Genomic DNA, 14,161 nt, shown 5'->3' on the forward strand with positions numbered 1-14,161 from the left:
AAAGCTTGAGTTCTTAATATTTTGACAGTACGTTTTTATCTATTTTTCCAATATTGTTTCTTGGGAAACCTTCAATATATGTAATACTTCTGGGAACCGAAAAACTTGAAAGCTTGCTTGACACAAACCTTATCAGCTCCCTTTCAGTAAGTGTTTTCTCCTGTTTCAATACAACGAAAGCTCTTACAACCTCTCCGTACATCTCATCCTTCTGGCTTACAACCGCTGCTTCTGATACATGCGGATGCTGGTTCAGCACTGCCTCAACATCAACCGGTGATACCTTTATTCCTGCCACATTGATGAATTCCGTATTTCTGCCGCACAAAACAAACTCATCCCTGTCGTTTTTATATGCAAAATCTCCTGTATAAAACCAGCCCTCTCTTAATTTCCTGCCGGTTTCTTCAGGTTTGTTCCAATAGCCCAGCATTACGTTCGGCCCTTTTACTCTTATTTCTCCAACCTCATTCTGCCCAAGAGGCCTCCCCTCTTCATCTGCAATTTCAACCTTGGCAGCCTTTGTTGCCGGCTTTCCTACATTACCGGGAGTGATCTCTATTGATTCATCTCTGAAAATTGTTAGTGTGCAGGTTTCTGACAGTCCATATCCTTCGTTTAAATATATTCCTGTTTTTTCTTGCCACTGCACCGCTGTTATATGGTTTAAAGGCGCTGCCGCAACAAAGGCTGCTTTTAGCATTCTTAGCTGCGGAAGTATGGTTTCATATCTTAATAATTGAGAATAATGTGTCGGGACTCCAAAAAGATGTGTTATCCCTTCCGACTCTATAAGCCTTGCAAGCTTCTGCGGCTGAAATGACCTCATCATAACAACGCAAGCACCATATTCCATAGCATCAAACAGTATATCAACACATCCGTATGCATGTGAAAAGGGCACAAAGCAGACAAGCCTGTCCTCCTTAGTAAAGGTATAGCCTATCTCCTTCTGTATCTCAATATGAGCCTTACATCTATATACATTATGCATAACTCCCTTGGGCTTGGAGGTCGAGCCTGAAGTATACAGAATTATTGATACCTCATCCTCCTTTATATCGTAAGGCTCTGAATTGATTTGCTCTCCGTCAGGAACATCACAAATTGTGTCTATGTCAGTGTCATGCATTATAGAAATATCCATGCCTAACTCTTCTATATCCTTTTTACTTTTTAAGAATGTAATAAGGCAGACGGCTTCCGAATCCTCTAAATAATATTGCAGCTCAAAGGGCTTAAACATCGGATCGACAATACATGAAATAAAACCGCAATATTGGCAGGCAAGATACGCAATTACAGTTTCCGAGCCATTATATAAATGAATGGCAATAGTAGCACCCTTTTTGAAATGCTTATCCATTAAAAATTTTGCAAACTTTTTTACAGCGATTTGCAAGGCCCTGTAGGTGTATCTTCTTCCATTCTCCGAATCTACTATTACTTCATTGTTTAAAAGCTCAGGCTTTATATTGAATAGGTAATCACAACAATTCATTTTACCGCTCCTTCCTATTCTTTTAAATATAGTTTTTATTTAAAAAGCTTAATTGACTAAAAATCAATTACAGTTTAAATTTGTTTTTAACCTTAGTTATATTAATATTTGAATATAACTCCTCCCCCGCTGGCTCCGGCTCCGTGAGCCATCATTAAAACCGTCATGCCTCTCTTCAGCCTGCCGGAAACAACCAGTTCATTGAAATTCAGGGGACTCATTGCTGAAGCTGTATTCCCATGCTTATGAAAAAGGCTTACACTTTTCTCAAGCGGTATGTTAAGCGCTTTCAGCTGACCCTCCCAAAGCTGAGTTGTCTGATCGGATGTGGCAACGATATCTATATCCTCGATAGACAGCTTCGCGGATTCCAGCAGTCTCTCTACTGTAACCACCGCGGATTCAACAGCATTCTCGTTAAGAATTCTTCCATTTTCAATTTTCATTCCGAACATATCACTGGATAAGCTTTCTTTAGAATTTAACAACGATAAGCCAAGAGGCATGTATCCGACTTCATAATGCGTATTATCTGTCTGAATGTATGAACAAAGAAAATGCTTTTCTTTAGTTACTCCTAAAAGCATTGCTGCTATTCCGTCGCCCATTAAAAATACAGTACGTGTGTCAATCTTGTTAAAATCATTGGCCAATGCCCAGCTTGTCAAGCCACCGCCAAGTATCAGAATATAATCATCTCCCGAATCTATATACCGCAGTGCCATATCCATAGCATGTATGAAACCGCTGCAGGCAGCCGTTAAGTCATATGCGGGAATACCCTTTTTTGCATTGAGCTTTTTCAGCATACCAATGGCTGTTGCAGGTACATTATAATCTCCCAATAATTTTGAATAGATAATACGATCAACCTTTTCAATACTGATATTGGCTCTCTCAAGACACTGATTGGCTGCATAAGCCACACAATCAGCAACATCCAGATTTTTGTTTTCCCACCTCCGTTCACTTATACCTATTGAATATCTGACTGCTCTGTCTGTCGCAATTAAGTTATACCGCTTAATAATATCATCATTAGTCACAATATTATCAGGCAGATAAGCTCCTGTTGACAGTATTTTAGCGTACCGGGTGATGTTTAAATCACTGACTGGCGGATATTTTATAATTGTCTTCATATTTTACAGCCTCTTTACTAGTTATTGAGATTACGCGATATTAATCTGACGGTATATTTTTTCTGCCATATTTTTAACAACTAAAAGCTCATTATCTGCTTCTACAATCGGAACTGAAAAACATTCTGAAATTCGAAAGCTCATCTCAACAATAGCAATAGAATCTGCTCCTAAATCATCAATCAAATGCGTTTCAGGAGTAACCTCGTCCTCCTCCAGACGAAAATACTCCACAAGTATTTCCTTCATTTTTCTGTAAATCTCATCTTGCGTCATAACTGCTTCCCCCTATATTATATTTAACCCTTCCCAAACTTCTATATGTTATATGTTCACAACCCCTCTTTTACGCTCTGTAAATCATACCACCCCCACTGAAGCCCTCTCCATGAGAGAGCATTAGAATATTCATTCCACTCTCAATACGCCCGGTACTATATGCTTCATCTAAAAGTAATGGAAGCATCGCAGACATGGTATTTCCATACTCATGTATCAATGAAATGCTTTTTTCCTGACTTACGCCCAAAGCATCCAAGGTTACCTCCCAAATAGCCTTATTATTTTCTGTGGCAAGGACAAGATCGATATCACTCATTTTAAGATTACTTTCCTCAAGAAGGCAATCTCTTACTGTAATGGCCGCCGTTCTATAGAAATCCTCCGCAAGCTTCCAATTATCCATTCGATAATAGTCATAGAATAATGAAAAATCCCCCTTTTCAAAAGATTCCTTTGTAAACTCAGGCTTAAGCTTCTGTGTAGTGGCAATTTCATAGTAATTATAATTAGTAAAAAAATAACCCGCCAAAAAATGAGGCTCCTCAGATGGTGCCAACAAAACTGAAGCTGCCCCATCCCCGAATAGAAACGCAACTCTTGGGTCAGTCTTGCTGATCAGCCGATTGCATACTCCGCCGGAAGATATCAGCACATAATCATCTCCACTGTTAATATAACGAGTCCCAAGGTCAAGAGCCTGCAAAAAAGAATTTATGCCTCCGTCAATATCAAACGACTGTGTCGCATATGTACTTCCTATTTTTCTTTGTATCATGCTGGCTGTCATCGGCAAAAGGTTGTCCCCGAAAAACTTGGTAGCAATTATTCGTGATAAAGCATCCGCATTGATGCCGGCTTTGTCTATACAGCTCTGAGCAGCGTGAGCCAATATATCCGAATCGACAGCATCAGCCTCCGCAATTCTCCGCTTATAAACACCAATAGACTTGCGAATTACACTGTCTTTTACGGCCAGCTTATTATCTCTTATAATATCTTCATTTGTTACAGCTTTTTCCGGCAAATATGCAGCAACAGATATAACTTTGCTGAATTTTCTGAAATACTTTTTTTTATTAGTTGGAAAAACGAAGTTATTTTGTCTCATAGCGCCTCCAATATTCATATTATAACTGCATATTTACGACTCTAATTTAACAATAAATATCTTAATTATCCTATTTTAACATATTATATAACATAATGCATTACTGTATTTATCTTATATTAAAACTTTTTATTACTATTGAATATAATTTTATACTAAAGTATTATTTTTTGTCATCAGCTTACATACAGGCATGTGAAAAATCAAAAAAATTCATCAATTTTTTGATGATATATGAGTAGAAAGGATATGAATTTTGCAGGTTTATTTTACTTTATTTTACATTATATTCCATGAAATAATGAAATTTATAAGACATATGGCATTTAGCTATATGTTTACATAAAATATTAAGCTATACTTTTTGTATAGCCTTATTATGTATATCACTTATTAGCTGTGTCTGCAAAAATTTTATTAATTTTATTTTTTTCTGAGGAAATTAAAGAGGCTTAACTGATAGTTTTCCTTTTAGGTATTTATATTTATTATAAATACGGCATCCTTAATTGCGAGATACCTGATAATCAAATTATACTCAGAAGGCACAGCTAGCTTGTATAATGCGGATAAAAAGACGAATGCTTTAAAATCCACTCTCTCATTTCTGATATCATAGCATTATATCCGAGAACTTTATAATCAAAATCACGACGTGTATTAATCAGGCTTTTATCCAAAAGCTCATTGTTATATTTATTTATATGGACATCCTTTTTATTAAAAATATTTTTGAAAAGTGAAAGCAGCTCATATTTATTAATACTTTTATCTGAAACCAAGTGATACAGACCGGATATATCTTTCAGCACCGCTTTTTCTACGGCCTTTGCCAGCTCAATTGTTGTAACACCTGTCCAGATTGCATTTACATAACCATTTATTTCCCCCTTGGCCTTCATAAACCAATTAAAGAGACCTATCCCGTCATAGTTTATATCCGGACCTATTATTGAGGTTCTAAAGGTTAAGTTGCGGCCTTCTCCGATTTCCCCCAAGGCCTTTGTCCTGTCATAATATGTGTCGCCGTCTTTAAAGGACTTTTCAGTATAAGAGCCTGTTTTCCCTGAGAACACGCAATCAGTACTTAAATGAATAATTTTCGTTTGAGTATTTCTATACTTACTCTCTAAAAAATGCGGCAGATAGGAATTTATAAGAATTGCCCTGTCTATGCAAGCAGCTGCATATTGATTTAAAAGTCCGATACAATTTATTATGACATCAAAGCCTGTTTTATCAAGGAATTGTTCAAGTACGGCAAAATCAGTTACATCCAGCAGAATTGATTTCTCATTCAGCTTTTTCTTATGTGCAAGATTAAATACATCATAGGCTCCAATTTCCTCAAGGTACGAAGTCATAACGTGTCCTGCCATTCCTGCCGAGCCCATAACCAATATTTTATTCCTGCCCATTAGCTATTCCATCTCCCTCCATACTGTCCGTCTGATATAATCCGTATAGCTCATGATTATCCGTACAACCTTGTCGGATACGTTGGAAGCATTGTAATCACATACATAAGAGTTGTTAGATATAAGTGCTTCCTCTTCTCCGGGAATTATATTTTCACCTGATGCCATATCCCTGTTTATATCCTGTGCTTCCCTTCTGTCAGAATCCGCCGCAATATCAACAGACTGTAATACCCTATCTGCTCTAAGTCCTGACATGATAAGCACACCCTCATCCATCCCTTCCGGTCTTTCATGAGCATTTCTTATTGTAACGGCAGGAAAGGAAAGTAAGGCAGCTTCTTCTGTGACAGTTCCGCTGTCCGATATAACACAAAAGGCATTTTTTTGAAGCTTTATATAATCAAAAAATCCCACTGGCTTTATCCATTCGATTTTTGAGCTTAAAAGGGCCTTATCAAGAGTTTTTACTTTTTTCATGGTTCGCGGATGTGTTGATACAATAATTCTTTTTTTATATTTATCTGCAATGGAATTTAATGTTTCAATTAAAGCCTTGAAATTCTTTTCCGAATCAACATTTTCTTCTCTGTGCGAGCTTACCACAAAATAATTTTTTGGCTTCAGCTTTAGTTTTTCTAATATATCAGCTTTATTAATATCATTTTTATAAAAGTCAAATACTTCTTTCATTGACGACCCGGTTTTTATTATGGTTTCCCCTTTAATCCCTTCTTGAAGCAGATATCTCCTTGCATGCTCCGATATAGGCATATTTATATCGCTTAAGTGATCCACCATTTTGCGGTTTATTTCTTCGGGCACTCTCTGGTCAAAGCAACGGTTTCCGGCTTCCATATGAAATATGGGTATTTTTTTACGTTTAGCGGCAATTACAGACAGGCAGCTGTTAGTATCTCCATAAATCAATACTGCATCAGGCCTTTCCTTTTCCAGAACCTCGTCAGCCTTGACGAGTACATTTGCAATTGTCTCCACAGAGGTCTTTCCCGCACTGTTCAAATAATACCGAGGCCTTTTTATTCTCATTTGCTCGAAGAAAATATCGTTCAATTCATAGTCAAAATTCTGCCCTGTATGTACAAGGATATGTTCCGTACATTTGTCAAGCTTATCAATAACTCTGCTTAATTTAATAATTTCAGGCCTTGTTCCTACTATGGTCATTACCTTGAGCATATGCTAAACTCCCTGCATCAATTTTAATTGTTTTTGTACACAATCCAAACTCAGAAGTAATTTTTTCAGCTCCTCATAGGTTAATCTTTTGGTAACATGGGAATTGTAATCCTTGAATTCGGAAGAAATGCTTTTCCCGCAGCTTATATACTTGTCATAATTCAAATCCCTGTTATCAGCCGGAATTCTGAAATAATCTCCCAAGTCCTCGGCTATTGACATTTCCTCTCGTGTTAATAATGTCTCGTATAGCTTTTCACCATGACGGGTACCTATTACCTTTATTTCATTACCGGCACTGAATATGTCCTTCAAGGCATTTGCCAGCTCCAGTATTGTGGCGGCAGGCGCTTTTTGGATGAATAAATCTCCCTGTTTTGCATTGCAAAAGGCATAAAGCACCAAATCAATTGCATTTTCCAAGGACATCATAAATCTTGTCATATAAGGATCTGTTACGGTGATGGGCGCCCCTTCCGTTATCTGCTGGATGAACAGCGGTATAACAGAGCCTCTTGAAGCCATTACATTGCCATATCTGGTTCCGCATAATACTGTTTCCTCTTCACTTACATTTCTCGAAGTTGCCACCATTATCTTTTCCAGCATGGCTTTTGACATTCCCATTGCATTGATGGGATAAACAGCTTTATCGGTACTTAATACAACAACTCTTTTCACGTTATTTTCAATTGCCGCATTCAAAAGATTCTCGGTGCCTATTATATTTGTCCTGACTGCCTCCATCGGGTAAAACTCGCAGGAAGGCACCTGCTTCAAGGCTGCCGCATGAAAAACATAGTCAACTCCCAGCAAGGATTTGTATAAAGAGTTATACTCCCTGACATCTCCGATATAAAACTTAACCTTATCGCTATTGAGTATGCGGCGCATCTCATCTTGTTTTTTCTCATCCCTGCTGAAAATGCGGATTTCCTTTATATCTGTATTAATAAACCTATTTAGGACGGCATTGCCGAAGGAACCTGTACCCCCAGTGATAAGTAATGTCTTTCCGGTAAACATATGCCTCCAATCCCGCTGTGATACAGCGATTCAAATAACGTAAAATATATGGCTGAATTGGCTGGCAGCCTGAAAATACATGCGTACATTTGCTTTTTAAAAGCTGATAAAAATGACATAATTCTGCCGGCAATTTATACCGCATAGCAAACCGTTTCATGCAAGCCATCTGAATAATGTCTTATATAAATTTTATATGAGGGAGACATATTGCTGATAATCAAAGGCAGCTCCCATAAATCAGCCGCTTTATGATAAACAGATACCGCCAGCTTTGGGTGATAATTCAGTATGGTATTTTTCATGCCGTACAGTGCTTCTTTTTCAGCCCCTTCTATATCCAGCTTTATATATGTGGGTATATGCTCTTCCACAGCTTCATCAAGGCTTATCAGTGAAATTATATCCTTCCCCGTCTCAGATATAAACGAGGCACTGTTACCGTTACTGTTAAAGGCTATTTCTCCGGTTTTGGAGTAAAGCCCTGAATTAAACAGCCTTAATCTGCTGCTATCTATATTTTTAATATTTTCTTTTATTTTGTTATAGTTCTGCAGATCAGGTTCAAAACCGTATATGTAATCAAAGCTATTTTTTGCAGCCTCAACAAAAGCAGCTATTGTCTCTCCGTCGTATACTCCTCCGTCAACAAAGCATTCTCTTTCATTCAGTTCAAATATGTCAGAAGGAAAATATTGTTTTTGACTTATAATATCACTCATATATGTATAATCCATTGTAGCTCTGTGCTTTAATATATTTTTGAATACTGCCTTTGAAAAATCGTCTGCTAACATGCCATATACTTTTTCAATTGAATCCTGATTTTTTACAAGCAGGGATGTATCATAAAAGTGTCTTTCACTCATCATTACAGGATAATATTTAACATTCCTGTAGTTCATATTTTTAAGCTTGTCGTAGACAGTCATAGGGTTTGGCAGGCATACCAGTATTATATCCTCTGTATCACGGCTTATTTCCTCAAGGGATACAACCTTGATTCCATTTACATATGTACCCTGCTTAGCCTTGTCATCATCGATAAAGCTGCAAACATTACAAGCTTTATCTTTTAAGATACTGCTTGTTGTATATCCTATGCCTCCTGCACCGTATAATATAATATTTCTGCCTTGAAGAGTAGAAATAATACCGGCTTGCTCCGTTTCGTTCCCTGCTGTGCCGATATCAATAATTTTTTCAGCCATATCCGACTTCCTTTCAAATTCATATAAAAAAATTTTTATACTTCTTTTCTATTTCAATCAGCTCATTGTGCAAGACATTTCCTTGTGTCAATCCAAGTTGAATATATTGCATTCCTTCATCAATAAATGTGTGCATACATTCTTTAAGCTTCTCTCCAGATATGTTATTTTTAATATGCTGCGGTATTCCACCTGACCTCACATAGTCAATCATCCTTGTGTAAAGAAATGATGCTATGGTATAATTCTTGAGCTGCTCTCTGTTTGAAGAGCCTTTCCAATTGATATCCGGCAGATATATTTCTTCATTGAAATTTTTAATTATGTAATCATATACTATCAAGGATGTTTTTATTCTTTGCTCAACATTATGAGAGCAGTTGCTATCATGAAGCCTGTAGTAGATTAAGCCTTCATTTACCATTCCGTATTTCATGCCGTTCATAATAAAGTTGAGGGAGTTGATAGTATCACAGGAGTGGTCATTATTTCTGTATATAATCCATGTAATATTATTTTTCCGGAAAAATTCAAGTCTGTACAAACCGTTCATGGGAATAACGCCGGAACAGTTGGTAAATATCCTGTAAACCATATTATCCAGTGTAGGCAGGGTATACCTCCATTGTGACGTTACAATATTATTCTCATTTACAATTTTGAAATTGCAATAAGCATAATCCTTTCCGGTTTTTTCCAGATACTCTGCAAGCTTTTGAACTTCATCAGCTTCAACATAGTCGTCAGATGCCAGCCATTGAAAATATCTGCCCTTTGCTTCCCGGATAATCTCCTGAATGGCCTGTGACGGTCCTCCGCTGTTTTTATTATGGTATATGCCTCGTATTCTTTCATTATTTTTTTCTAATTCTTTTATTACTTCAATTGACCCATCTGTTGAACAGTCATCTGCAATAATTATTTCAATATTGTCATATGACTGCTTCAAATATGATTGAACACAGTTCTCTAAGAACTTTTTACAATTATAATTAATTATTCCGATGGTAACCAGTGGTAAGCACAAAAGACTTTCCCTCCTTAAATACCTTGGTTTACAGGCCAATTTTCGGCATGCAAAGAAAACCTTAATTTGTTTAGTATTATTTTATGCTTCAATTACAAATTTTGTTACACAAATTTCAGGTATTAAAAGCAATTAATAAGTGCTGTTAACTTTTCTAATGCATCTCTTTGCTTTGTTTCATTTTCAGTAAAATTTTTATTAATTGCATCAATTTCATTATCTATGCTTTTGATGTCAAATATTTCACTTATCTTAATATTAAAATCCAGCTTTCCATTCTCCTTCTGTATTATAAGCAGCTTCTCCGACAAGCCAGCCTCATTAGTATACAAAAGCTTTCTATCCCTATACAAAATATATTCCCCTATTATCCTTTTATCCTCATCACTAATTGTCGAGTCCATAAAAACATCATGAATAAAATTAAATATATTAAGTGCATTGCTTGCATTACTTCCGATAATTTCTCTGTCAAAGGGATAATTCATAAAGTATGTTACGGGGAGCATCTCTGTCAATCTAAGTGCATTTTTGCCAATGCCCTGTTCAACATATTTCCTATCACGAATAATTACATGCGGCGACTCGCTTTTTGCATTTATTACACTGATTGGGTCAAGCAATATACAAAGTCCTCCGGTACTCAAATGCTTTGAAATATTATTGATTGCCTTGCCGTAATGATTTTCATTTGTAATATGCATTAATACATCTGCGCTGAATATCAAATCATATTCCCCGTCATAGAAGCTGTCATCACATATGTCCCCATGCTTAAACTGATAGCTTCTATATCTTTTCTGCAAATCATCAACTGATTTTAAAGCGATATCTATTCCCTCATACCTTTGAACACCCATATTATTAAAGAATTCTGTAAATATTCCTATTCCGGGCCCCAATTCGAGCACTCTTTTATTGCGTATATCTCCAAAGGCTTTATTTACCACACCCTCCAGCAAAGATATCCTGTTCCGGTATAATAATTCATTATATATTTCCCCCAGCCCCAGATACCCTGCTCCTTCAATATTAAAATACAAATTCAATCTATTATTCCAGTATCTTTTATAATCAAAATCATTTTCATTTTCTCCCGAATAAATTAAATCCCTAATCATTTCATCTATAGCTTTCATTTGAATTTCAAGTGAATAATTATTTGTAATAAATTCTCTGTATTCATTTGAATTATAATCGGACTCCGTAATCTTGCAGACAGCTTCATATATTGTATTCCATAAATATTTGCCCTTATAAATATTTTTTGCTCCCACAAAATTGTGAACCACAGGCTTAATACCTTTTGCCATTGCTTGCATTACACTCATATTCTGAGACTCCAGCACACTTGTACACAATATATAATTTTTATTCTCCAGCCACTTATTCAAATTCCTCTGCCAGCCTTCAAAGAATATTGCATTTTCAAGCTTAAATTCCTTAATCATATGTTCAAAGTACAGCCAAAATCTCGGATCCTGAAATTGTCCTGCAATATAAAACTTATAACGGTCATCCTGCATATGTATAGCCTTCATTGTGTGCAATAGAAGCATCGGGCCCTTTTTATAATTTATATATCCGACATAGGCTACATTAAAGCCTGAACCCCGCTTTTCCCATGTCCACTTATCCAAATCAACACCATTAGGTATGACAAGTGTAATATTCTTATCCACATTGAAATGAGCTAAAACATATCTGCAAATATCTTCAGACACAAATATAAGTCTGTCCACGCAATCCCAATTTATCTGGGCTGGAAATAGACTAAAGGCCTCATAGCTGTGTAGTCTGCATATAATTTTCTTTTCTTTAGCTATACTAAGCCTGCTTGCATATGATAAAAGATCATCGCACCATTCAAACCAGCAAACATCAGCCCACTCCATCCCTTGTTCTATCAGCTTGTTATTTTTTGGTGTTTCAATTGTAATCCTTTGAGTATCATATTGTATTGATAATCTTTCAATTATGTCCTTTATGAAGCTGTCATTACCTTTTGAAAAAAAAGCTATTTTTCTCCGAACCATTATTTTTATCACCTATTTATCAATTTTACTAATATATATGCTTTTAACGGGTATAATACCACATATTAACAAAATCAAAAACAAATTCAGACCCAAGCTGCGCTCAAAATCAGCTTAAAAGCTATTTTGACTGAAAAGGCAATTATATATCGTCATGATATAAATATTGTCTCGATATTCTATTATCGCGAAGGCTTGAACCGTAATTGACTTTAGTCAATTACGAACCGATGATATCAGCCGATAGTTCGGGTCTGAGGCTGAACCCCCCCAAAGTCAAATAACAAATTTTTATCCTCGCTGTTTATTGATTATGCTAGACACCTTCAATTCCAACAAAAAAGCTGAGTAAATTAATATAGTCGAATCATTAGGTGTCCTCTGCCGGTAATACCGTTTTTACTTTGAGGTAATTGTCTTAGTTATTTTATTTTAAATGCAACTTAATTAACTTATCTGCATAGACTATATATGAGGCTAACTTTGTAAATTTTTACAATATGTTTGCCATCATGTATAGGAGGTATAAAAATATGGCAATACGTAATCTTGTTGTAAATGGTGATTTTAATACAGGCTCTCTTTCTCCATGGGGAGGAGTTAATTCATCTATAACAACGCAATACCGGCACACAGGACTTTTTGCAGTTCTAATGGAAAATAAAGATACTCCATCAGTTATTTCACAAACTATTAATGGTACCTTTAGTGAGGGCTTTGAAATTGTTGCTTCCGTTAAAAAAACAGGAAATCTTCCTAACCCTCAAGTCGCAGTTGTCTTAACATATTTTGACAAAGACTCTGATCTCCTTGGAACAAGCTTGGTTCTTGAAGTTGCAGAAGGAAGTCTTACAGATAATTCTTGGCTGCAAATTTATAAAACTATCTCTCCTGCACCTAGTGAAACTGCTTATTCCATACTTACAGTGACAAAAAGCGTCCTTGAGGACTCCGCAGAAATAGTTGCAGATGACATATCCCTGCTTATGGTATAAAAAATACATAAAAAGTTAATTACTATCAGCTAATCAAACGATGTAATCGCCCGATAGCTTGGGTTTTAGGCTGAAGCCCTCTAAAGTCAAAACAAATTTAAAAGCTTATTTCGGCTGAAAAAAGCGTCGCGAAGGTCTGAACCGTAATTGACTTTAGTCAATTATATGGGTTTAAAAATCAGTACTACCCGCAACACAGTCTAAGGTTAAAATGTACAGGTTATGCTATTACTTAGGTGCTCATCTTATTACAAGCACTGTAAGTCAATTAATATCAGCTGAACCTCTAAAGTATAATTTAAGGAAGCTTAAAAGAAATATTCTCTTAAATTAAAGATTCTCTTTTTCATAGAAGTATCAAGTTATATCTCTTCGGGGCAACAAGTACTGGTTTATACTTCTTGCCCGATTATTTTTCTTCACTATTTTCAAAATCTTAATATTTTCCTTTCCTTGAGTGATGTATCTATATGGGTAGCAAACACTCCTATTTAACATATATTGCTTATATAGCATACCCTTGCCAAAATATGCTTTTATTTAATTAACAGGGAGGTGAATATAATATGGCCATTGAACTTGTTATAAATGGCGGCTTTGAAACAGGTTCTTTTCCCCCTTGGAGTGAAGTTGAAGGAATAATAACATCCTTATACAGCCATACCGGAACTTATTCTGCTCAAATGCAAAATGGGACATCTGTTTTATATCAAACTGTTTATGGTGATTTCAGTCAACCTGCAGGGATCAGTGCTTATCTGGCTAAAGTCGGAGCATTGCCCAATCCCATAGTATCTATTGTACTTTCATACTTTGATGTCTCATTTAATTTTCTAGGAACAGGTGTTGTAATCAGTATCGCTGAAAGTTCTCTTCCTAATGTAAACGGAGGCATTTGGTATAAAGCCAGCGGCATTACATTTCCGGCACCTGCCGGAACAGACTTTGCTGTCCTGTCCATCAGCAAAAACAGTTTGGCTGGTTCCTCTGACGTACTTATTGATGATGTTTCTCTTTTAGAAGGTCCTGTTGGACCTTCTGGACCCACCGGACCTTCTGGACCTACCGGACCGACTGGACCTTCTGGACCCACCGGACCAACTGGACCAACTGGACCGACTGGCATCACTGGACCGGCTGGTGTAACTGGGCCTGCTGGTGTGACTGGAATTACCGGGCCTGTTGGGGTAACTGGACCTATCGGACCTGCCGGCG

General features: G+C 36.6%; 12 protein-coding genes. 2 read left to right on the forward strand and 10 right to left on the reverse strand.

Annotated features, from left to right (window positions below; genetic code table 11):
• Positions 1–13: 13 nt before the first annotated feature.
• From LY28_RS15860 to LY28_RS15905, 10 genes are all read right to left on the reverse strand, one after another.
• A complete protein-coding gene (locus LY28_RS15860) occupies positions 14–1,501 on the reverse strand; it encodes a class I adenylate-forming enzyme family protein (protein ID WP_110463165.1) in 1,488 nt (495 codons plus the stop codon).
• A gap of 101 nt (positions 1,502–1,602) precedes the next feature.
• Complete coding sequence (locus tag LY28_RS15865; protein WP_110463166.1) at positions 1,603–2,643, reverse strand: 3-oxoacyl-ACP synthase III family protein; 1,041 nt, start codon at positions 2,641–2,643, stop codon at positions 1,603–1,605.
• 30 nt (positions 2,644–2,673) lie between these two features.
• Positions 2,674–2,919: an acyl carrier protein gene (locus LY28_RS15870; RefSeq protein WP_110463167.1), complete on the reverse strand. Its 246-nt coding sequence runs from the start codon at positions 2,917–2,919 to the stop codon at positions 2,674–2,676.
• Between the two features lie 70 nt (positions 2,920–2,989).
• Positions 2,990–4,033 (reverse strand): 3-oxoacyl-ACP synthase III family protein, encoded by a 1,044-nt coding sequence (locus LY28_RS15875; protein WP_110463168.1) that lies wholly within the window; start codon positions 4,031–4,033, stop codon positions 2,990–2,992.
• Between the two features lie 551 nt (positions 4,034–4,584).
• A complete protein-coding gene (locus LY28_RS15880) occupies positions 4,585–5,451 on the reverse strand; it encodes a dTDP-4-dehydrorhamnose reductase family protein (RefSeq protein WP_110463169.1) in 867 nt (288 codons plus the stop codon).
• 3 nt (positions 5,452–5,454) lie between these two features.
• Positions 5,455–6,651: a non-hydrolyzing UDP-N-acetylglucosamine 2-epimerase gene (gene wecB, locus LY28_RS15885; RefSeq protein ID WP_110463170.1), complete on the reverse strand. Its 1,197-nt coding sequence runs from the start codon at positions 6,649–6,651 to the stop codon at positions 5,455–5,457.
• Between the two features lie 3 nt (positions 6,652–6,654).
• Positions 6,655–7,677 (reverse strand): polysaccharide biosynthesis protein, encoded by a 1,023-nt coding sequence (locus LY28_RS15890; protein ID WP_110463171.1) that lies wholly within the window; start codon positions 7,675–7,677, stop codon positions 6,655–6,657.
• A gap of 134 nt (positions 7,678–7,811) precedes the next feature.
• Entirely contained in the window at positions 7,812–8,888 is a 1,077-nt protein-coding gene (locus tag LY28_RS15895; RefSeq protein ID WP_110463172.1) for an FkbM family methyltransferase, read from the reverse strand.
• Positions 8,889–8,907: 19 nt separating this feature from the next.
• Positions 8,908–9,915, reverse strand: a complete 1,008-nt coding sequence (locus LY28_RS15900; RefSeq protein WP_165835603.1) for a glycosyltransferase family 2 protein — start codon at positions 9,913–9,915, stop codon at positions 8,908–8,910.
• A gap of 122 nt (positions 9,916–10,037) precedes the next feature.
• On the reverse strand, positions 10,038–11,951 hold the full coding sequence (locus LY28_RS15905; RefSeq protein ID WP_110463174.1) for a methyltransferase domain-containing protein: 1,914 nt from the start codon (positions 11,949–11,951) through the stop codon (positions 10,038–10,040).
• A gap of 533 nt (positions 11,952–12,484) precedes the next feature.
• On the opposite strand from LY28_RS15905, the gene LY28_RS15910 reads away from it, so the two are divergent.
• Both LY28_RS15910 and LY28_RS19710 read left to right on the forward strand, forming a co-directional pair.
• A complete protein-coding gene (locus tag LY28_RS15910; protein ID WP_110463175.1) occupies positions 12,485–12,946 on the forward strand; it encodes an NTTRR-F1 domain in 462 nt (153 codons plus the stop codon).
• 566 nt (positions 12,947–13,512) lie between these two features.
• Positions 13,513–14,161 (forward strand): NTTRR-F1 domain (locus LY28_RS19710; RefSeq protein ID WP_133250203.1); only part of this gene is annotated, 649 nt, incomplete at its 3' end.

Source organism: Ruminiclostridium sufflavum DSM 19573, assembly GCF_003208175.1.
Lineage (GTDB): Bacteria > Bacillota > Clostridia > Acetivibrionales > DSM-1351 > Ruminiclostridium > Ruminiclostridium sufflavum.

Bases quoted from the DNA above. Each gene is read 5' to 3' on its own strand.
- LY28_RS15860 (WP_110463165.1), bottom strand. From the start codon at position 1,501: ATGAATTGTTGTGATTACCTATTCAATATAAAGCCTGAGCTTTTAAAC.
- LY28_RS15865 (WP_110463166.1), bottom strand. From the start codon at position 2,643: ATGAAGACAATTATAAAATATCCGCCAGTCAGTGATTTAAACATCACC.
- LY28_RS15870 (WP_110463167.1), bottom strand. From the start codon at position 2,919: ATGACGCAAGATGAGATTTACAGAAAAATGAAGGAAATACTTGTGGAG.
- LY28_RS15875 (WP_110463168.1), bottom strand. From the start codon at position 4,033: ATGAGACAAAATAACTTCGTTTTTCCAACTAATAAAAAAAAGTATTTC.
- LY28_RS15880 (WP_110463169.1), bottom strand. From the start codon at position 5,451: ATGGGCAGGAATAAAATATTGGTTATGGGCTCGGCAGGAATGGCAGGA.
- wecB (WP_110463170.1), bottom strand. From the start codon at position 6,651: ATGCTCAAGGTAATGACCATAGTAGGAACAAGGCCTGAAATTATTAAA.
- LY28_RS15890 (WP_110463171.1), bottom strand. From the start codon at position 7,677: ATGTTTACCGGAAAGACATTACTTATCACTGGGGGTACAGGTTCCTTC.
- LY28_RS15895 (WP_110463172.1), bottom strand. From the start codon at position 8,888: ATGGCTGAAAAAATTATTGATATCGGCACAGCAGGGAACGAAACGGAG.
- LY28_RS15905 (WP_110463174.1), bottom strand. From the start codon at position 11,951: ATGGTTCGGAGAAAAATAGCTTTTTTTTCAAAAGGTAATGACAGCTTC.
- LY28_RS15910 (WP_110463175.1), top strand. From the start codon at position 12,485: ATGGCAATACGTAATCTTGTTGTAAATGGTGATTTTAATACAGGCTCT.